At 60.0% G+C, this 18833-nt stretch carries 18 protein-coding genes; 10 read left to right on the top strand and 8 right to left on the bottom strand.

Going from position 1 to position 18833, the window contains the following annotated elements; genetic code table 11:
- Nucleotides 1-35 precede the first annotated feature (35 nt).
- From hmpA to QD409_RS16565, 6 genes are all read right to left on the bottom strand, one after another.
- On the bottom strand, nucleotides 36-1244 hold the full coding sequence (gene hmpA, locus QD409_RS16590; protein ID WP_430763126.1) for an NO-inducible flavohemoprotein: 1209 nt from the start codon (nucleotides 1242-1244) through the stop codon (nucleotides 36-38).
- Between the two features lie 343 nt (nucleotides 1245-1587).
- Nucleotides 1588-2349 carry an SDR family NAD(P)-dependent oxidoreductase gene (locus tag QD409_RS16585; protein WP_092847520.1) on the bottom strand — a complete coding sequence of 254 codons (762 nt, stop codon included), beginning with the start codon at nucleotides 2347-2349 and terminating at the stop codon, nucleotides 1588-1590.
- A 13-nt stretch (nucleotides 2350-2362) separates the two neighbouring features.
- Nucleotides 2363-3175, bottom strand: a complete 813-nt coding sequence (locus QD409_RS16580) for an ABC transporter permease (protein WP_092847517.1) — start codon at nucleotides 3173-3175, stop codon at nucleotides 2363-2365.
- Nucleotides 3175-4041, bottom strand: a complete 867-nt coding sequence (locus QD409_RS16575; protein ID WP_092847513.1) for an ABC transporter permease — start codon at nucleotides 4039-4041, stop codon at nucleotides 3175-3177. Before QD409_RS16575 ends, QD409_RS16580 begins: the two co-directional genes overlap by 1 nt.
- A gap of 84 nt (nucleotides 4042-4125) precedes the next feature.
- Nucleotides 4126-5289 carry a polyamine ABC transporter substrate-binding protein gene (locus QD409_RS16570; protein ID WP_430763125.1) on the bottom strand — a complete coding sequence of 388 codons (1164 nt, stop codon included), beginning with the start codon at nucleotides 5287-5289 and terminating at the stop codon, nucleotides 4126-4128.
- Between the two features lie 22 nt (nucleotides 5290-5311).
- The gene (locus QD409_RS16565) at nucleotides 5312-6403 is read right to left on the bottom strand and encodes an ABC transporter ATP-binding protein (RefSeq protein ID WP_430763124.1); all 1092 of its coding nucleotides are present in this window, start codon (nucleotides 6401-6403) and stop codon (nucleotides 5312-5314) included.
- Nucleotides 6404-6588: 185 nt separating this feature from the next.
- Here QD409_RS16565 and QD409_RS16560 point away from each other — a divergent pair, with 185 nt between their 5' ends.
- From QD409_RS16560 to QD409_RS16545, 4 genes are all read left to right on the top strand, one after another.
- Nucleotides 6589-7401, top strand: coding sequence for a helix-turn-helix transcriptional regulator (locus QD409_RS16560; protein ID WP_092847504.1), 813 nt, complete (start codon nucleotides 6589-6591; stop codon nucleotides 7399-7401).
- Between the two features lie 154 nt (nucleotides 7402-7555).
- Nucleotides 7556-8212 (top strand): EthD family reductase, encoded by a 657-nt coding sequence (locus QD409_RS16555; protein ID WP_092847499.1) that lies wholly within the window; start codon nucleotides 7556-7558, stop codon nucleotides 8210-8212.
- A 113-nt stretch (nucleotides 8213-8325) separates the two neighbouring features.
- The gene (locus QD409_RS16550) at nucleotides 8326-9213 is read left to right on the top strand and encodes an alpha/beta fold hydrolase (RefSeq protein ID WP_430763123.1); all 888 of its coding nucleotides are present in this window, start codon (nucleotides 8326-8328) and stop codon (nucleotides 9211-9213) included.
- 10 nt (nucleotides 9214-9223) lie between these two features.
- Nucleotides 9224-10075 (top strand): sigma-70 family RNA polymerase sigma factor, encoded by an 852-nt coding sequence (locus QD409_RS16545; RefSeq protein WP_430763121.1) that lies wholly within the window; start codon nucleotides 9224-9226, stop codon nucleotides 10073-10075.
- Between the two features lie 37 nt (nucleotides 10076-10112).
- Here the strand turns inward: QD409_RS16545 and QD409_RS16540 are convergent, their stop codons facing one another.
- Nucleotides 10113-11141: a LacI family DNA-binding transcriptional regulator gene (locus QD409_RS16540; RefSeq protein ID WP_430763120.1), complete on the bottom strand. Its 1029-nt coding sequence runs from the start codon at nucleotides 11139-11141 to the stop codon at nucleotides 10113-10115.
- 355 nt (nucleotides 11142-11496) lie between these two features.
- On the opposite strand from QD409_RS16540, the gene QD409_RS16535 reads away from it, so the two are divergent.
- The 6 genes from QD409_RS16535 (at nucleotide 11497) to QD409_RS16510 (ending at nucleotide 18049) form a co-directional block, all read left to right on the top strand.
- Nucleotides 11497-12399, top strand: a complete 903-nt coding sequence (locus QD409_RS16535; protein ID WP_430763119.1) for a substrate-binding domain-containing protein — start codon at nucleotides 11497-11499, stop codon at nucleotides 12397-12399.
- Nucleotides 12400-12544: 145 nt separating this feature from the next.
- Nucleotides 12545-14089, top strand: a complete 1545-nt coding sequence (locus QD409_RS16530) for a sugar ABC transporter ATP-binding protein (RefSeq protein ID WP_430763118.1) — start codon at nucleotides 12545-12547, stop codon at nucleotides 14087-14089.
- A gap of 68 nt (nucleotides 14090-14157) precedes the next feature.
- Nucleotides 14158-15081, top strand: a complete 924-nt coding sequence (locus QD409_RS16525) for an ABC transporter permease (protein ID WP_430763202.1) — start codon at nucleotides 14158-14160, stop codon at nucleotides 15079-15081.
- Nucleotides 15082-15083: 2 nt separating this feature from the next.
- On the top strand, nucleotides 15084-16040 hold the full coding sequence (locus tag QD409_RS16520; RefSeq protein WP_430763201.1) for a tagatose kinase: 957 nt from the start codon (nucleotides 15084-15086) through the stop codon (nucleotides 16038-16040).
- Nucleotides 16037-17311 (top strand): D-tagatose-bisphosphate aldolase, class II, non-catalytic subunit, encoded by a 1275-nt coding sequence (locus QD409_RS16515; protein ID WP_430763117.1) that lies wholly within the window; start codon nucleotides 16037-16039, stop codon nucleotides 17309-17311. Before QD409_RS16520 ends, QD409_RS16515 begins: the two co-directional genes overlap by 4 nt.
- Before the next feature lie 315 nt (nucleotides 17312-17626).
- The gene (locus QD409_RS16510; protein ID WP_430763116.1) at nucleotides 17627-18049 is read left to right on the top strand and encodes a DoxX family protein; all 423 of its coding nucleotides are present in this window, start codon (nucleotides 17627-17629) and stop codon (nucleotides 18047-18049) included.
- Between the two features lie 356 nt (nucleotides 18050-18405).
- On the opposite strand, the gene QD409_RS16505 is transcribed toward QD409_RS16510, so the two are convergent.
- Nucleotides 18406-18833: hypothetical protein (locus tag QD409_RS16505; RefSeq protein WP_430763115.1), on the bottom strand; the 428-nt coding region annotated here is incomplete at its 5' end.

The following is an 18833-nucleotide window of genomic DNA, read 5'->3' as shown; positions in this document are numbered from 1 at the left end:
GCGGCGGAGCGAACTCCAGCCGCCTGATGCTCGTCTTATGCCGCCAGATCGTCGGCTGGACCGAAGAACTCGTAGTGGATCCTGTCTTTCGGGATGCCGGCTCTGTCCAGTCCATTGACGAAGGTCGCGAGGAACGGCTTTGGCCCACACAGATAGATGTCGGCCTCTTTCAGCGGCGTGTTCTCGGCGAGCCACTCAAGGGTCACAAAGCCTTCCTGGTCGTAATGAACGCCCTTCCGATCGTCGGAGTGCGGCGCGCGATAGAAGACTATAGATCTCATCCCATCGCGACCGAAGACGAGCTTGCGAACATGCTCGCCCATCGCATGAACCTTGCCGTCTTCAGCGCCGTGAACGTAGTAGACATTCGCATTGTTCTCTTTTGCCGCCATGGTTTCCAGCATGCTGACCATCGGCGTCAGGCCTACGCCGCCGCTCAGCAAGACGACCGGCCGCGCCGTATTCTCCCTGAGGAAGAATTCGCCTGCCGGCGGTGCAACCTCGAGCACATCGCCTACGACCAGTTTGTCATGCAGATAATTCGATATCAGGCCCGAGGGCTCGCGTTTGACGGAAATTCTGTATGTCTCACCGTTTGGAGCGGAGGAGATGCTGTAGTTGCGGCGGTATTCACCCTTTCCGGGTACGACGATCCGGAATGTCAGATACTGGCCTGGGAGATGGCGGACGACTGACCTGCCATCTTCCGGCTTCAGGACGACGGAGGTGATGATGTCGCTCTCGCGGCGCTTGTCGGCAATGCGGAAACGGCGCCAGCCGGACCATCCGCCTTCGGCAGAGCTTAGCTCATCATAGACCTGCTTTTCCCTGCCGATCAGGATATCCGCCAGGAACCAATAGGCCTCGCCCCAAGCGGCAAGCACTTCGTCGGTTGCGGCATCGCCCAGCACCTGCTTGATGGCCGCAAGCAGGGCATTGGCGACATGCGGATAATGATGCTCCCGGATCTGAAGGCCGACATGCTTTTGTGCGATCCGCTCGACCGCAGGCCCGAGGACTGCGAGGTTATCGATATTTTGCGCATAAGCGAGGATCGCCTGCGCCAGCGCCTTCGTCTGTCCGCCGCCTTCGCCTTGGTGGGACTGGTTGAAGAGATTGCGAACCTCCTCGTCCTTGAAAAGCAGCAGGTACATGGCGGCGGTGATCTCCGTGCCGTGGGCCGCAAGCGCGGGTACGGTGGCCTGCACGATTGCCTTGGTTGCCGCGCTCAGTTCTCTAGCCATTTCGGATCTCCATGATTTTGTTGGTGGCGGCATCGATGTATGCTCTAAAACATATATCTACAATATATCTTTTGGCTTTGAGGCACATCCTGTGCGGTTCTGTCACAGGCGGGTGTCAATGTGGGACGGGAGCCAAAGCCAACTGTGTTGATTGCACGGAGATCTGAGCACCAACATCACCGTCACGAGCCGATAGGCGGGTCGTGAATGCAAATGACGGCGATGCCAGGTTATTCGGCGCCGAGTTTTGGCTGGTACTCGGCGGCATGATCGGACGGCTGAAAGAGCAGGGAGGGCTTGCCCGGCAGCACTTCACGACTGTCTTCGGGAACGTTTCAGCGGCCTAGACGATCGTTTCGCCGCCATCGACGACGAGGATCTGTCCGGTCATGTAGGAGGAACGGTCTGAGACAAGAAAGAGGATAGGTTCGGCAATTTCCGAAACGTCGGCCCATCGCCCGAGCGGCACCTTTTCAGCGATATAGCCTTCGATGGCGCTGCGTCCACCCATTTGCGTAATGAACGGCGCGTTGAACGGCGTGTCGACCCAGCCGGGGCAGAGCGCGTTGACGCGGACGCCAAACCGGGCATAGTCGCCTGCCATCTGCCGCGTCATGGCGATGACAGCGTGTTTGGACGTGGTGTAGGCGATCATCTCGCGGTCATAAAGGACGCCCGACGATGAGGACGTGTTGAGAATGACGCCTTTGCCAGCTTTCTTCATGATCGGCATGACGAGGCGCGAAGCCATGAAATGCGCGCGGACGTTCAGGTTCCAAGACGTATCGAAACCGGAAACGGCGACGTCCTCCAGATTGCCCGCCACCTGGGCGCCTGCATGATTATGCAGGATATCGATGCGGCCATGTCGTGTTGTAATGGCTGCGATACCGGCTTCGAGGGCCTGATCATCCATGACATCGACCATCATGCTTTCGGCGCTGTGGCCTGCCTCGGCTATCTGGCTCACGGTCTCCTCGGCATTTGCCAAATCGATATCGGCGACAATCACATGCGCGCCTTCGCGCGCCATGATGAGCGCGCCGGCGCGGCCGATGCCGGAGCCGGCTCCGGTGACGATTGCGACCCGATCCTTGAGTATCATGATATTTCCCTGGTCAGTTTGTCGTTGTCTTTTCGCGCATCAGGAAACGCGCGATGAGAATGAGGACGAGCGATGCGATCAGCACCATCGTCGCGATCGCGTTGATCTCTGGCGTGACGCCGCGGCGGATGGAGGCGAAGACATAGATCGGCAGCGTCGTATTGGATCCCGCGACGAAGAAGGCGATGATGAAATCGTCGAAGGAAAAGGTGAAGGCGAGCAGGAAGCCGGCTAGGATCGAGGGCATGATCTGCGGCAGGACGATCTGCCGAAACGTGGTCAGCGGCGTCGCATAGAGATCGCTGGATGCTTCGACGATGTCGCGGCCGAGGCTGGCGATGCGCGCCTTCACGATCATCGTCACAAGCGCCATGGTGAAGAGACCATGTGCCGCGATGATCGAGCCATAGCCGAGCGCGAATTTCGGTGGCTGGTCGCCGGGCCAGACGGCCGCGATCAGCGGGTTGATGACGCCGAAAACTTCCACCAGCGCCACCAGCGTCGCAATGCCGATGACGACGCCCGGAACGACGATCGCGGCGGCAAACAACCCGTCGAAGATGGCGCGCATGCCGGGACCGAGCCGTTCCAGGCCGATCGCTGCCATTGTGCCGAAGATCGCGGCCAGTGCCGCGCTGGTGAAGGCGATGATGAGGCTGTTCTGCAACGCCTCCATTAGGAAGGTGTTCGACAGTGCACGCCCATACCATTGCGTGGAAAAGCCGGTGAACTCGCTCGCATTGCGGCCTGCATTGAAGGAAAACAGCACGACGAGCGCGATCGGCGTATAGAGGAACAGATAGACGAAAGTGACGAGCGCGCGCATCAGACGAGATCCACCTGGCGGGTGCCCGCAACGCGCCAGGCAATCCGCATGGCAACCAAGAGCACGATGACGACGACGGCAACCAGCGTCACGGCGATCGCCGATCCGAATGGCCAGTTGCGCGACTGCAGGAAGAGATCGACCAGCGCATTGCCGATGAAGAACACCTTGCCGCCGCCAAGCAGCTGCGGGATCAGATATTCTCCGAGCAGCAGGATCGTCACCAGCGCCACGCCGGTCATGACACCTGGCAATGACAGCGGCAGCGTAATGCCGAAGAAGGTCGAGATGGGCTTGGCGCCGAGATCAGCCGATGCCTCCAGCAGCCGGCGATCGAGCTTTTCGAGACTGACATAGATCGGCATGATCATCAGGGGCAGGTAGCCGTAGACGATGCCGAGAAGCACAGCACCCGGCGTGTTGATAAGCCTGACATTCTCTATTCCGAAGTATTCGAGCAGATGCGGGATACCGCGCGCGCCGAGCAGGTACATCCAGGCATAGGTACGCACGAGCAGGCTGGTCCAGAAGGGAACGACGACAAGCGAGACGAGCAGCAGACGACGCTGCGGACTTGCCTTCACCGCCAGATAATAGGCAACCGGATAGGCGACCAGCAGGCAGGCCGCCGCGCCGATCGGCGCAAGAATCAGCGTATTGATGAAGGCTGCCGAGCGCGAGCCGAGATTGGCGAATTGCGCAAAGGTGAAGGCCGCCTGATACCCGCCTTCCGGGGCACGTTCGCCAAAGGCAAAGACGATGATGGCGATGAATGGCAGCACCAGGAAGACGAACAGCCAGATGCTTGCCGGACCGACAAGGGCAGCGGTGACGAGGTGCCGTTTGGTGGCAGGGTTAAGGGGCATCGAGAGGGTCTTTATCTGCCGGTTCGGAACGCGAGGCCGGCCCTGGCCGCCATGGCAGCAGGGGCCGGAGTTGGGCGAGGACGATCAGGCCGACTTGAAGCGCGCCATCAACTCGGCGCGGCTCGGATCGGTGAGCGTAACGGCGGCACCGAATTCCAGCGGCGTCAGCGAAGCCTCATCCGGATAGACGATTTTGTTCGACGTGACATCCTTCGGCAGCAGCGTGATGACGCGGCTGTCGGTGGTGGGCGCCCCGTTGGCGATGTGCTCCTTCACCGCGTTCTTCGGATCCATAAGATAATTGAGCAGAGCGTAGCCGGCCGCCTTGTTCGGCGCATCCTTCGGGATCGCATAATAGTCGGTCCAGATCTCGCCGCCGTCCTTCCCGAGCACATAGGCAAGCTCGGGCATATCGCGGTTCAGCTGCGCGCCGTCATTGGTCCAGCACATCGTCAGCCAGGCGTCTGTCGAACGCATGGACGGCTGATAGTCGGAGTTGATGGCGAAGAGATGCGGCTTGACCTTGATCAGCAATTCTTCGGCTTTGGCGAGTTCTTCCGGCTTGATCGAGTTGAAATCGTAGCCGAGGGAAACCAGCGCGCTGCCGATGGTCGTCAGCTGATAGTCGTGCACCATGGCACGGCCATCGGCCTCCGTCTGGGCGATTTCGAAGAAATCTTTCCAGCTTGAAAGCTTCCTCTTGATCTTCGAGGTGTTGACGGAGAAGCCGGTCGTGCCCCAATTTTTCGGCACGGCATAGGTCTTTCCGCCGATCTGCCCTTCCTTGGTGAAGCGCGGGCTTTCGGTTGCCTGGCTAAAATTCGGGATCTTCGAAAGATCAAGTTCCTCGATAAGGCCGAGCTTGTGATGGGTTGAAATCGTGTAGTTAGTGGGCACGAACAGCGACCAGCCGGAGGCGCCTGCCTGCAGTTTCGCGAGCATTTCCTCGTTCGAGCCGAAGACATTGACTTCGACGGCAACGCCGGTCGCTGTCTTGAAGTTCTCGAAGGTTGCTGGGTCGTGATAATTCGGCCAGGTTGCGATCGACATCTGCGTGCCCAGCTCGCCTGCGGCATAGGCCGGCGTCGAAAGCGCACCGGGGATGCGCGACAACACCGCCGTCGCAAGGCCGAGGCCGGTAATGCCCAGGAAGTGACGGCGGCTGACGGAGCCGCGCTTCAGGCGCATGAATTCGTCCATGAAGCCTTCGGCAGAAATGGGGAGATTGTCCTTATAATCCTTGCTCATGATGCTGTTCCCTTGTTTTGGCTTATGCATTCGATGCTGGAAAGACATGTAAGGCTGCGGGATCGAAGCCGAGGAAAACCTGTTCGCCCGGCGCCACGAGATCGCTCTCGCTCATGCTGCGGCGATCCGAAGTGATCAAAAAGTCGCCCAGTCCGGGAACGGTGACCGCGTATTCCGCTGACGATCCCAGGAAGATGCGGTGTGTCACGGTGCCTTTGAAAGACTTGCCTGATGCCGCCATCTCGCGGCTCAGATGGATCGCCTCGGGGCGCAATGCCGCAATCGCTGCTCCCGGTGCGAGACGCTTGCCGGCCGAAAGTGCCGAGCCGTCGGCAAGGCGAAGCGTTTCGCCATCGGCTTCCATCATCGCCTCTATGCGGTTCGTCTTGCCGACGAAATCGGCGACGAAGAGATCGGCCGGACGATCATAGACTTCCTGCGGCGTGCCAAGCTGCCGGATGCGGCCGGCGCTCATGACGCAGACGACATCGGCCATCGACAGCGCTTCCTCCTGGTCATGGGTGACGAGAACGAAGGTGATGCCGAGTTCGCGCTGCAGCGTCTGCAGCTCGATCTGCATGGCCGAGCGCAGCTTCTTGTCGAGGGCGGCGAGCGGTTCGTCGAGCAGGAGTACGGAGGGGCGATTGACGATGGCGCGCGCCAGCGCGACGCGCTGCTGCTGCCCGCCTGACATTTCATGAATGCGCCGCTTGGCGAAGCCGCCGAGCCGGACCATCTCGAGCGCTTCGGCCACACGCCGGTCAATCTCGGCAGCGCCGACCTTTGGCCGCATCTGCTTCAGCCCGTAGGCGACGTTCTGCGCGACATTGAAATGCGGAAAGAGCGCATAGTGCTGGAACACCATGTTCACAGGGCGCCGGTAGGCTGGAACGCCATTCATCTCGCGCCCGTCGATCAGCACCGTGCCCTCGCTCGGCTGTTCGAAACCGCCGATCATGCGCAGGCAGGTCGTCTTGCCGCAGCCGGAAGGTCCGAGAAGCGCCAGGAATGCGCCCTTGGGCACATTGAGATTGATGTCCGTTACGGCTGTCACGGCGCCATAGGCTTTTGTGACCGAACGGAATTCGATGTCGTTCGTTGAAGCGGATGCCACGTTTGTTCCCTGCGGTTGGTCGGCAGTCTTGATCTGCCTTATTGCCACCGTCGTTAAGGAAAGAGTAAGCCTGCGCCTCTTGCGAGGTATATACCCCGAAAGAGGTATTTCAGCGCGCAATGCTTCATGGAAGGTGTATATAGGGCTGCGCTAGATGGCGCAGGGCGGGAGAGGGGATCCGTCACATGAGCACCGACCTTGAAGGACTGTTTTCCGCCTTCAACGCCACGATCGGCAGATCGACGATGGCGGATGCCGAGTTCGGCGAGACCTTCCGCCAGATGATGGCGGCGCTGGTACGGTTCGATTACGTTGTTGTCTTCGCCTATCGCGGCAAAGAGCGGCCGATCGATCTCTACAGCACCTTCGACCGAGAGGAGCACGTTGTCTTCGTCACGCTCTATCAGGCCGGCCCCTATTTGCTCGATCCGTTCTATCATACGGCGCGCGAACGCCGTGAAGGCGTGCTGAGGATGCGGGAGCTGGCACCGGACCGCTTTTTTTCCAGCGAATATTACCGAACCTATTATGTCCAGACCGGGCTTGCCGAGGAGATCGGTTTCTTCGTCAATGCAGACGAAGATGTCACTATCGTCCTGTCCCTCATGCGGCGTGAGACGACCGGGGTTTTCCCACCCGCCGAATTCATGACGCTCAAGAAGGTCGAGCCGCTCGTTGCAAACATGGTAAGGCATTATTGGTCCGGCCTCGCCTCGCGCTTCGATGCGCAATTGGCTGCCGGCAGCAAGAGTAAGCGCCGGCAAGGTCAGAACGAGAATATTGCGCCAGCCGAAGCGGTCTGGCGGGATCTCAACCTGACAGGCCGCGAGACTGCTATCGTCGAACTCGTCCTGCAGGGACATTCGTCGGAATCGATCGGCCTGAGGCTCAATATCTCCACGGGGACGGTGAAGGTTCACCGGCGCAACGTCTACCGCAAACTCGGCATTTCCTCACAGACCCAGCTGCTCTCGCTCTACCTCAAGAACCTCGCATAGCGGTGTCGGGGATGGCCCTTTTCGGCTGATCGCCAACCCGCATTTTTTTGAATATCGCCCGGTTCGGGACGCTCTCCAAAAAATCTTCTAGGTCGCGATCCGTTTCCGACCTTCGGATCGTCCTTGGCATATCCGAAACAGAAGGAAACATGCCATGTCCAACGAACCCGTTATTTTGGTCAATCTCCTGCGGGTCAAACTGGGGAAGCAGGATGCGCTGATCGCGCTCCTGAAAGAGAATATAGATACCGTGATCCGCACGCTGCCTGGCTGGAAGACGACCCGGCTGATCGCAGCCGAAGACGGCGCCGGCGTCGTCATCTACTCCGAATGGGAGACTCCCGCAGCCGTCGAGGCGATGCGCAGCGATCCGCGCATGAAGGCCTACTTCCCGAGGATCGCCGAACTGGCAAGCCTGGATTCGCTCATGGGCTCTGCGGTGGCTCACGAGCACGCGGCCGAGCCTGCATCACACAACCAGCAAACGAAAGCTGGAATGGCCCAGATGGTGGTGATCTATCGGACGCCGAAGGACACGGAGGCATTTGACCGGCATTACTTCGACATCCACGTGCCTCTTGCCAAGAAGCTTCCGGGGCTCAGGAGTTACGACGTCAGCCACGGCCCCATCGCAACGCCGGCCGGCTCGCCCGATGTTTATCGGATCGGGACGCTGCATTTCGATGACCTTGCAGCAATCAAAACAGCCTTCGCAAGCCCGGAGGGGCAAGCCGCCGCTGCGGATCGCCGAATTTATGCGCCTGATGAGTCGGGTGTTCAAATGTACCTTTTCGACAACAAGACGGTCTGATCCTCATATCCCCTTGTCCGTTCCGTGGGCGAGGAGACAGGTCGGCGGCGGAATGGCCGCCGGCCGTTCGGGTAAGTGGCCAAATGATAACATCAGATAGGGAGAGCTCAGCAATGTCAGTACCCAAGGCCGTTTTCGTCCTGGTTCACGGCGGTTGGCACAATCGTTCGGCGTGGAACAGAATTACGCCAATCCTTGAAGCGAGCGGCTTTGCCGCCTTGACGCTCGACCTTCCCGGCGCAGGGGCAAATGCGATAGCGCCCACGTCACTCAATCGTCACCCATTCGACGCCGGCGCGTTTGCTACGGAGCGGTCACCTGTTGCGGACGTGACGCAGGAGGAGCGGACGGAGGCGGTGGTCGCCTTGGTAGAAGAGGCGGCATCACGCGCTGACGGTAGAGTCATTCTTGTAGGGCACTCGGCTGGCGGGATGACGATTTCGGCGGTGGCTGAAAGGGTTCCTGACCTGCTTCTCGCGGTTGTTTATCTTGCCGGGTTCATGGTCCCGAACGGCATGCCGTTGCTTGCCATGCTCCAGCATGAAACCATGTCTTCCGCCCTGGCGCCTCAGCTGTTCACAGGTGACCCCATCGCCATTGGCGCGACCAGGATCCATGCCGGATCGACCGACGAGGCCTATAGGTCGCTGCTCAAGGCTTCGTTTTATGCCGATGTGTCGGAGAACGAATTCGTACATGCGGCGTCGCAGCTTCATTGCGACGAATCCAACGCTGGCGCTCTGGCTCCATCGCAGATTACGCCGGCAAGATTTGGTACGGTGCGGCGCCACTATATCCGTTGCACCCAGGATCGTGCAGTTCCGTTGGCCGGCCAGGATCATATGATTGCTACCGTTGATGACGCGATCGGCGGCAAGACAGTGATCCACACATTGGAAAGCAGCCACTCGCCATTCCTGTCACAGCCGGCTAACCTGTCGAAGGTCCTCATCGACATCGGTGTCCGATCCTTGGCAGAACTGAGCGCGGAAGTACGGTAGGTTTATGGACATGGATGGATTCGAAGATCGCCTGCAAGCGCTGCGGCCACGCCTTCATCGTTACTGCGCGCGTATGACGGGATCGGCCGTCAATGGCGAGGATGTCTTGCAGGACACGCTCGTGAAGGCCCTCCAAGCACGAAGCCAGGGGGCCGAGGTGGATAATCTCGAGGGCTGGCTGTTTCGCATCGCCCACAATGCGAGCCTGGACTTCCTGCGCAGCAGGTCGCGAAATACGGTTGTTCCACTCACCGAGGACATCGAAGCCGAGCCCATACCCGAGGCGGATATCGTCGCAGTTGGTTTTCAGACGTTTCTGCGGCTGCCTGAACTCCAGCGCTGCGCGGTAATCCTCAAGGATGTTCTGGGGCATTCGGTCGAGGAGATCGCAAGCATCGCCGAATGCTCTCCGGCGGCAGCCAAATCGGCGCTCCAGCGGGCGCGCATTACGCTCAGGCTGCTCGCACAGGAACCCGAGGATGCAAGGCTGCCGCTGATGTCCGATCTGGATCGGCAGAAGATCATCGCTTATGTCGACATGTTTCGGAACGGGGATTTCGACGCTATCCGCGCCATGCTTGCCGATGACGTGAAGCTGGAATTGGTGAACCGGCTCCAGTGGCAAGGGCGTGAAAAGATTACCCCTTATTTCACACGCTATGCCGAAGTGGCGAAGTGGCGGTTCGCCTTTGGCGCGGTCGAAGGACGGCCAGCCATGCTCGTCTTTGACGGCACCGGCCCGACGGAAAGACCGGCGCATTTTGTTCTCGTCGAATGGTCGGAAAGCCGGATTATCCAGATCCGGGATTTCTTATTCGCGCCCTATGTGCTCGAGGCCGTGGATTGGGTGCGGTTGGGATAAATAGGCAGTATCGCCAGAGAGTTAAGCATAGGCATTGTCATGCAGACTGGCGCATGATGAGCCGCGCTTCCAGATGCATCGCTTTGCCCTGGTCGCTGGACTTCTCCGGCATTCCGCCGATCCTTGAAAACAGCATGTCGATGCCGGCGGCGGCGATGCCCTGGTAGTCTTGGGCCATGGTGGTCAGCGGCGGACAGGTGAAGCGGCTGAGCGGATGGTCATCATGGCCGGCCACACGCAGGTCGCAATCGCTGTCGTGCCCGACGCGTCGGCGTCGCTCGAAGGCGGCCGCGATGACGCCAAAGGCGAGCCGGTCGTTGGCGCAGAGCACAGTGCGCGTCGGAAAGCCGGAACCATCAAGCATGCGCCCAGCGGCCTCGTAGCCCAATTGCTCGAAATTCCAATCCCTGGCCGGTATCGGCAATGTGATGGGCTCCAGCCCCAGGCGCTCCATCGTTGCAACATAGGCGCTGCGCCGCTCGAGAGCATTCTGGTTGACCGCCGGCATTTCCAGGAAGCAGGGATGTTCGCCGGTCCTGCACAGATATTCGGTGATGTTGCCAATGCTCTTGCGGTTGTCTGTGCCGACAAAGGGCCGGTCGCCGATGCTGTTGTCGAGGAAGACCGTCGGCATGGCGTTGGCAAGGTTTTCGAGCAGGCGCGCATCGGTCTCGAAGCCGAGCGGCGCCATCAGGACGCCGGCAATGTTCAGAGAGAGAAGGGTGCGCATGGCTCGTGCCTCCAGCTTCCGTTCGCCGTGGGACGACAGCACGATCGTCCAATAGCCCTCCGCAAAGCAGCGCATCTCTATCTGCCGCACGATCTCGGCATAGAACGGATCCGAAATATGCGGGACGATCAGCCCGATGTTTTTCGGATTCTTGCGGTTGAGACTGACGGCGAAGATGTTGGGCCGATAGTCATAGTCCTTCAGCGCTTTTTCGATGCGGGCGCGGGTGGAGGGCTTCACGCTCTCGGGATTGTCGAAATATTTCGAGACGGTCGGGCGGGAAAGCCCGCTTGCCGCAGCGAACTCCTCCATCGTCCGGATTTTACTTTCGCTCATGATCGCTTCCGAGATTCGCAACGGTTTTGACGCATTTCCGCGTCTAATTATCATGTGTAAAAATAATTCTTTATGCCTATCAGCGTGATCTGCGCCTGTTTCCAGGCCGCCATAGCTCTTCATCGCATATATAGCCGCCAAATCTAACGTTACCAACAAATTTCCGCTCGCCTTAGAAGTTTTCACGTGTAAAGAAATTGATTGACGCGATGTTTAATCGGTGGCATACGAACATCGCCCGATACGGGTGGATCGGTCCTGCGCAGGAGAGGAAAAGCGGCTTAGGTCGCGGCCGGCAGGGAAAGCTTCACGCATTCATCACAGCAGCCGGCGAGGCCGGCCATTGGAGGAAATCATGCTTCGCAAAACGCTCGGTCGTATTCTTCTTTCCGGCGCTGCCCTTGCCTTGATGGCAAGTGTCGCCTCTGCGGAAGGCATCGGCGCATCGCTTCTGACCCAGCAGCATCCGTTCTACATTTCGCTCGCGAATGCGATGAAGAAGGAAGCTCAGGCGGAGAAGGTTCCGCTGGAAGTGGCCATCGCTAACCAGGATCTTTCCAAGCAGCTCGCCGACGTCGAGGACTTCATCACCAAGGGCGTCGACGTGATCGTCATCTCGCCGGTCGATAGCAAGGGCGTGCGCGCAGCGATCAAGAAGGCTGAGAAGGCTGGTATCAAGGTCATCACCGTTGATGTTCCCGCTGTTGATGCCGATGTCACTTCCTTCGTCGGAACGGACAATTTTGCCGGCGGCGAGCGTGCGGCCGAGCTGATGGCAAAGAGCGTCGGCGGCAAGGGCAAGGTCGCCGTCATCGACTATCCGACGGTGCAGTCGGTCGTCGATCGCGTCGAAGGTTTCAAGAAGGGTCTGGAAAAATATCCGGACATCAAGATTGCCGCCATTCAGACGGGCATCACCCGGCCGGAAGCGCTGGCCGTTGCCCAGAACATGCTACAAGCCAATCCCGACATCGTCGGCATCTTCGGCTTCGGTGACGACGCCGCTCTTGCTGCTGCTTCCGCCGTGAAGGCCGCCAAGCTGGAAAGTCAGGTCAAGGTTATCGGCTTCGACGGCATGGAAGAGGCGCGTAACGCCGTGAAGAACGACCCGGTCATGGTCGGCGTCATCGCCCAGTATCCGGACCAGATGGGCAAGGTTGCCGTCGAAACGGCCGTCAAGGTCATCAAGGGCGAGACTGTTCCAGCCAAGCAACCGATCGTGCCCGGCGTCGTGACCAAGGACGGAGAGACCAAGTAAACCGCATATGGCGGCGGCCCGCGGGGCCGCCGCCATCATCTTGCGCGGGTGGCCCATCTGCCATCCGCCGCGCGGACTACAGTCCATTTCATTCGCCAACAGCCGGGCTTGCCGCTGCCGAGTGCGCGGCCGGGGAGGAGCTTGCGTGACACAGAGCAATTCAGCCATAAAGGAAGAGGCGTCGCGAGGCACTGAGGCAGTGCTGGAAATCCGCGATGCTGCCAAGTCCTTCGGCGCCGTGCAGGCGTTGAAGCGCATGAATCTCAAGGTTCGCCGCGGTCGCGTTCACACGCTGCTGGGGGAGAACGGCGCGGGCAAGTCCACGCTGATGAAAATCCTCGCCGGAGTCTACAGGCCGACCTCCGGCGAAATCCTGCTCGCCGGTAAGACCTACCAGCCGCAGAACCCGCGCGATGCCCGCGCGCACGGCATCTCCATTGTCTTCCAGGAACTCAGTCTGTGCCGAAACCTTTCGGTCGCGCAGAACATATTTGCAAGCCACGAACCGAGCCGCTTCGGTTTCGTCCGCGACGGCGCGCTCGTTGCCAAGGCCGAAGCGCTCATCGAGGACCTTGGTCTGCCGGTCGATGTGCATGCCAAGGTAGGCGACCTCTCCATCGCCCAGCGCCAACTTGTCGAGATCGCCAAGGGTCTCAGCCTGCCTGCGGACGTGGTCATCCTCGACGAGCCGACATCGTCGCTTTCCGATAGCGAGGCGGAAATCCTGTTCTCGATCATCGAGCGGCTGAAGGCACGCGGCAAAGCGATCATCTACATCTCGCACCGCATGGAAGAAATCATGCGGCTTTCCGACGACATTACCGTCATTCGCGACGGCGAATATGTGACGACGACGGAAAAAAGCGAGACCAGCATCGACAAGCTGATCGCGCTGATGGTCGGCCGCGAAATGCAGGATATCTATCCGCCGCGCGTGGCGCCGCGTCCGGCCGCGGGCATTGCGCCCGTCCTGGCGACGAAAAACCTCACAGTGCCGGGGAAATTCCACGATGTTTCCATCTATGTGAAGCCGGGCGAAGTCGTCGGTCTTTTCGGTCTGATCGGCTCCGGCCGGTCCGACATCATGAAGGCGCTCTTTGGCATGGAACGCCCCGAAGGGCAGATCCTCCTTGACGGCAAGCCGTTGACGCTCGCCTCGCCCTCGGACGCGATCCGCAACGGTATCGCCTTCGTAACGGAAAACCGCAAGGAAGAGGGGCTCGTGCTTGCGCACAGCGTCGAGCGCAATGTCAACATGGTGGCGCTGAAGCAGCTTGCCGGTCCCTTCGGCCTGATGCGCAGCAGCGCCGAGCGTGTCGCCGCCAAGGCTGAAGTGCTGCGCCTTGCCATCAAAGCGGCTTCGATCGACACCACAGCCGGTTCGCTCAGCGGCGGCAACCAGCAGAAGATCGTGCTGGCCAAGTGGCTGCAGATCAGGCCGCGTGTTCTGATCCTCGACGAGCCGACGCGCGGCGTCGATGTCGGCGCGAAATTCGAGATCTATCGCATCATTCGCGAGCTTGCCGCCGAAGGTGCGGCGATCCTGATGGTCTCCTCGGAACTGCCAGAGGTGCTTGGCCTCAGCGATCGCGTCGTCGTGATGCACAACAGAGGCCTGGCAGCCGTGCTCGATGCCGAAGGCCTGACACCCGAAACCGTTATGACCTATGCAGCGGGGATGCACGCATGAGCAATCCTCAGACAACACAGAGGAGGGGCGCGGACACGCAGGTCCGCCAGTCGTTCTTCCGATCGCCGATGGTGCGCCAGTATGGCGGCATCATCGTTTCCCTTGCCGTGCTCTGCATCGTCTTCTCGGTGTTGAGCCCGCGCTTCCTCGCCCTCAACAACTTCATGAACATCATGCAGCAGGTGGCGGTGGTCGCCGTTGCGGCCTACGGCATGACCTATGTCATTCTGCTTGGCGAGATCGATCTTTCGATCGGTTCGATCATCGCGGTTGCCGGCATGGCGGCGGCGCAGGCCTTCGCCATGGGCTTCGGCTTTCTGCCGACCATTCTCCTGACGCTCGCGGCAGGCGCTATCATGGGCGGGCTGAACGGAGCGCTCTCTGCGAAGCTGATGCTGCCATCCTTCATTGTCACGGTTGCGACCATGGGCATTTTCCGCGGCATCGTCAGTCTACCTACCAACGGTGCTCCGGCCATGATCGACAATGATGCGTGGCTCGCCATTGGCTCGGAGAGCTTCCTCGGGCTTCCAATCATCATTTGGATCATGGGCGTGCTCTTTGCGATCAACCACATCGTCCTGTCCAAGTCGATCTTCGGCCGGCAGGTCTACCTTTCCGGCGGCAACCGCGAAGCGGCGATCTATTCCGGCATCCGCGTCGATCGCATCAAGATCATTGTCTTCATGATATCAGGCGTGATGGCGGCGATCAGCGGCATCCTGCTCTCTTCGCGCCTGTCCTCGGCGCAGACCAATTCGGGGATGGGCTACGAGCTTGACGCCATCGCGGCGGTCGTGCTCGGCGGCACCTCGCTTGCCGGCGGTGTCGGCACGATGGTCGGCACCATTCTTGGCGCATTGATCATCGGTGTCATCAATAACGGCATGAACATGCTGTCGGTGCCGTATTTCTACCAGCTCATCGTCAAGGGCCTCGTCATTCTCATCGCAGTCTGGCTCGACGTGCGCAGCAAGGCGGTACGGACATGAGCATGAAGAAGATCATCACCATCGGGGAGATCGTCGTCGAGATCATGGCGGTCGAGACCGGTAATGGTTTCCGTTCTGCCATCCCGCTAATCGGCCCCTTTGCCTCCGGCGCTCCGGCGATCTTCATCGACCAGGCGGCCAAGCTGGGCCAGCCCTGCGGCATCGTCAGCGCCGTCGGCAATGACGATTTCGGCGTGCTCAATGTCGAACGTCTGCGGAACGACGGCGCAGATGTCTCGGCCATCGCCGTGCACCCGACGGCGGCGACCGGCAGCGCCTTCGTGCGCTACAGGCCGGACGGCAACCGGGACTTCATCTTCAACATCAAGCACAGCGCCTGCTCGGCGATCGGGCTGACACCCGCAGCCGAGGCGCTGGTCGAGACCGCCGACCACCTGCATATCATGGGCTCGGCGCTCTTCTCCGACGGCATCGTCGAGGCCATTCACGAAGCGACCCGGCGCATCAAGGCGAAGGGCGGCACGGTCTCCTTCGATCCCAACATCCGCAAGGAGATGCTGGACCTGCCCGGCATGCGCGAGGCGCTCGGCCATGCGCTTGAGAATACCGACCTGTTCATGCCGAGCGGCGCGGAAATCTTCCTGTTTACCAAAGCCACCGAGGAAAAGGCTGCTGTCGCGGAATTGCTGGCGCGCGGCATCAAGGCCGTCGTGATCAAGCGCGGCGCCGAGGGTGCCAGCTATTTCGACGCCTCCGGCGAGACCTCGGCTGCGGCCTTCAAGGTGGAAGAGGTCGACCCGACCGGCGCCGGCGACAGTTTTGGCGCGGCCTTCGTCACTTGCTGGCTGCGCGGCATGGCCGCGGATAAGGCCCTTGTTATTGCCAATGCCACSGGCGCRCGTGCCGTSGGCGTCAARGGSCCGATGGAGGGCACCTCCAGCATGGCTGAAATCGAAGCCTTCCTCGCCGCCCGCAATCTTTCCGGAGTATCGTCATGAGCAGCACCAAGACCCTCAGCACGCTTCCTGCCCGCTACGCGGCCGGCGAACGGCGCGGCATTGCTTCCATTTGCTCGGCCCATCCGCTCGTCATCGAGGCCGCTTTCCTGGAAGGCCTCGTCGCCGGTACTGACGTACTGATCGAGGCCACCTGCAATCAGGTCAACCAGGAGGGCGGCTATACCGGCATGACACCTGCCGATTTCCGCCGTTTCGTGGAAGAAATTGCCGCCCGCGTCGGTTTCGACACGCGCCGGCTGATCCTCGGTGGCGACCATCTTGGCCCCAACCCCTGGAAGCACCTGCCCGCGGAGGAGGCGATGCAGCGCTCCCAAGTGATGATGGACGCCTTCGTGCGCGCCGGCTTCACGAAAATCCACCTCGATACCTCGATGGGCTGTGCCGGCGAGCCGGTAGCGCTGTCGGATGCCGTCACCGCCGAACGCGCCGCGCGCCTTGCGCTGGTCGCTGAAAAGGCGGCGGTGGGCTCGGGCTATGATCGGCCCGTCTATATTATCGGTACGGAAGTACCGATCCCCGGCGGAGCCATGGAGGCGCTTGACCACCTGAAATTGACCAGCCCGCAGGCCGCACTGAAAACCGTCGAGGTGCACCGCGGCGCCTTTGCCGCCCTTGGTCTCGAAAATGCCTTCGCCCGTGCCATCGGCGTCGTGGTGCAGCCAGGCGTCGAATTCGGCAATGAGAACGTCGTGGTCTATGACCGCACGGCCGCCCGCGACCTCAGCAGCGTTCTGGGCCGTATGCCGCAATTCGTCTTCGAAGCGCACTCTACCGACTATCAGCCGGCATCTGCATTGCGCGGGCTCGTTGAAGATGGATTTGCTATCCTGAAGGTCGGCCCGGGCCTCACCTTCGCGCTTCGAGAAGCGCTCTACGGTCTCGACCAGATCGCCGCATTTCTTGACGGAGGCCCGGAGACCTTGCGCCCGGGCATGGAGGCGCTGCTGCTGGCAGAGCCGAAGAACTGGCAGAAATATTATCATGGTAATGAGGGGGAGCTGCGCGTACAGCGGCATTTCTCCTATAGCGATCGCATCCGCTACTACTGGCCGCATCACGATGCAGTGGCCCTCGTCGAGCGGCTGTTCGAACGGCTGGGGGAACAAGAACTGCCGGAGACCCTTATCAGCCAGTATCTCGGCGCCCTCTATCCGGCCGTCGCCGCCGGTAGAGTGGAAGCGAAGGCGCGCACGCTGGTGCTGGAAGCCGTCCGCAGCGTCATTCGCACCTATAATCAGGCAGCATCCTAGCTTCGGCGCCAGGATACCCATGCCAGATAGGGACCGCCGGCCGGGGAGGCGGGAAGGCCGGCGGGAATCTCCCATGGAAAAACCCGAAGTCAATTGCCGCATCGGCAATGATCACAAGCCTGCAGCGGGGCAGGGCAGATGGTGATCTCAGGTCAAACGGCTAAAATCGGGCGTAGGGTGATCGGAAAAATCTGACATTAACCGTGTCGTGAGACGCACGCGGTCGTCTCGACAAAAAAATCGCCACCTCTCTGTCGGAATCTCCTTCTACCGGCCGTCCTTGGAGCATCAACCGCTTCAACCCGGAGGGACATCGTGGAAAACACTCAATCAATCTGGCAGATTGCCGCCATTCTTATTGCACGCCTGATCTTCGCTGCTGTCTTCCTGATGGCCGTTTCGTTCAAGTTCATGGATATGGGCGCGACCTCCGACTATATCGCTGCCGCCGGCTTCCCGTTCCCGCTATTCCTGGCGTGGTGTGCGGCGATCCTCGAAGTGCTGCTGGTACTCGCCTTCCTGACCGGCGCCTTCTTCACCCCGGCGTCATTCGTCGCGGCCGCTTACGTCATCTTCCTCGGCTTCTCGTTTCATGGCCCGGCGCACTGGGCGGGCAACCAGGCCGAATTCGGCTTCTTTATCGACCACTTCACTTTCCTGGCTGGTCTGTTCTTCGCTGCCGTGCATGGGCCGGGGAATGTGCTTGCCGTCAGGCTGAGCAGGCCGGGCCTGGCGTGAGCATTCAGCTTTGTCGAACAGCCCTGGTGGCGCTATAGCGAGCTGGGCGGACTTGCCCGCCACGGAAGGATCGCCCGGCTAATGAACTTGGCCGGCCTGTCGATGACGTTCGCTTTGGATGATGCGGGGCTGATCCAGCGTATCAGCCGCCGGATCAAAGTCACGGGGCAGGGGGCTATCGTTGAGGCTGGATCGGTCGAGAAGTGTTCGAACGGCCTCCGTATGCCTTTACTCGCGAGCTTATTGCATCTTTGCCGAGGTTCGGGGCGTCTGGGGACGGAGGCTTAGAAGCGGCTGAATAGACAATCGCTTAAAAATCCAAATTTTTCAGTGCTTTATAAGATTTTCGCGATTTTTCAAAAGTCTGCCATTGACCTCGAGACGGAAGTACCTTTATAAGCCCGATCACTGACGAGGGCGGCGGCGCTGCTGGCGACGAAGACCTTCGCTCTAGTGTTTCCTTGATTGGCTGCGATGCTGATTGGTGGTTCTGGGTTGTGAGCCTGGGATTGCGGGGATTGGATTTCGACTGGTTTTTTCTGGTCTGTTATTTGACAATTGAAGATGAGAAGAAAGAGAAACGTGGGCGGCGGAGCTTGCGGGATCGGCAGAGATGCCGGTTCTTGGAATAGACTTCGACGGTCACGTTTTGAACAAGAGAATACACCTCGTTTTGGCGCAGTGATGCGTTTTGAAATGAGTGTGAGTTCTCGTCGATTCAGAATGACGTGATTTAGTCGAGATTGAATTCTCAACATGAGAGTTTGATCCTGGCTCAGAACGA

The sequence above is a fragment of the Rhizobium sp. BR 315 genome (assembly GCF_050577975.1).
Classification (GTDB): domain Bacteria; phylum Pseudomonadota; class Alphaproteobacteria; order Rhizobiales; family Rhizobiaceae; genus Rhizobium; species Rhizobium miluonense.
The sequence above is the reverse complement of the archived record's forward strand: the minus strand, read 5'-3'. Positions and strand labels throughout refer to the sequence as shown.

Excerpts from the sequence above, each read along its gene's own strand:
- hmpA (WP_430763126.1), bottom strand. The coding sequence starts at position 1,244 with ATGGCTAGAGAACTGAGCGCGGCAACCAAGGCAATCGTGCAGGCCACC.
- QD409_RS16585 (WP_092847520.1), bottom strand. The coding sequence starts at position 2,349 with ATGATACTCAAGGATCGGGTCGCAATCGTCACCGGAGCCGGCTCCGGC.
- QD409_RS16580 (WP_092847517.1), bottom strand. The coding sequence starts at position 3,175 with ATGCGCGCGCTCGTCACTTTCGTCTATCTGTTCCTCTATACGCCGATC.
- QD409_RS16575 (WP_092847513.1), bottom strand. The coding sequence starts at position 4,041 with ATGCCCCTTAACCCTGCCACCAAACGGCACCTCGTCACCGCTGCCCTT.
- QD409_RS16570 (WP_430763125.1), bottom strand. The coding sequence starts at position 5,289 with ATGAGCAAGGATTATAAGGACAATCTCCCCATTTCTGCCGAAGGCTTC.
- QD409_RS16560 (WP_092847504.1), top strand. The coding sequence starts at position 6,589 with ATGAGCACCGACCTTGAAGGACTGTTTTCCGCCTTCAACGCCACGATC.
- QD409_RS16555 (WP_092847499.1), top strand. The coding sequence starts at position 7,556 with ATGTCCAACGAACCCGTTATTTTGGTCAATCTCCTGCGGGTCAAACTG.
- QD409_RS16550 (WP_430763123.1), top strand. The coding sequence starts at position 8,326 with ATGTCAGTACCCAAGGCCGTTTTCGTCCTGGTTCACGGCGGTTGGCAC.
- QD409_RS16545 (WP_430763121.1), top strand. The coding sequence starts at position 9,224 with ATGGATGGATTCGAAGATCGCCTGCAAGCGCTGCGGCCACGCCTTCAT.
- QD409_RS16540 (WP_430763120.1), bottom strand. The coding sequence starts at position 11,141 with ATGAGCGAAAGTAAAATCCGGACGATGGAGGAGTTCGCTGCGGCAAGC.
- QD409_RS16535 (WP_430763119.1), top strand. The coding sequence starts at position 11,497 with ATGCTTCGCAAAACGCTCGGTCGTATTCTTCTTTCCGGCGCTGCCCTT.
- QD409_RS16525 (WP_430763202.1), top strand. The coding sequence starts at position 14,158 with ATGGTGCGCCAGTATGGCGGCATCATCGTTTCCCTTGCCGTGCTCTGC.
- QD409_RS16515 (WP_430763117.1), top strand. The coding sequence starts at position 16,037 with ATGAGCAGCACCAAGACCCTCAGCACGCTTCCTGCCCGCTACGCGGCC.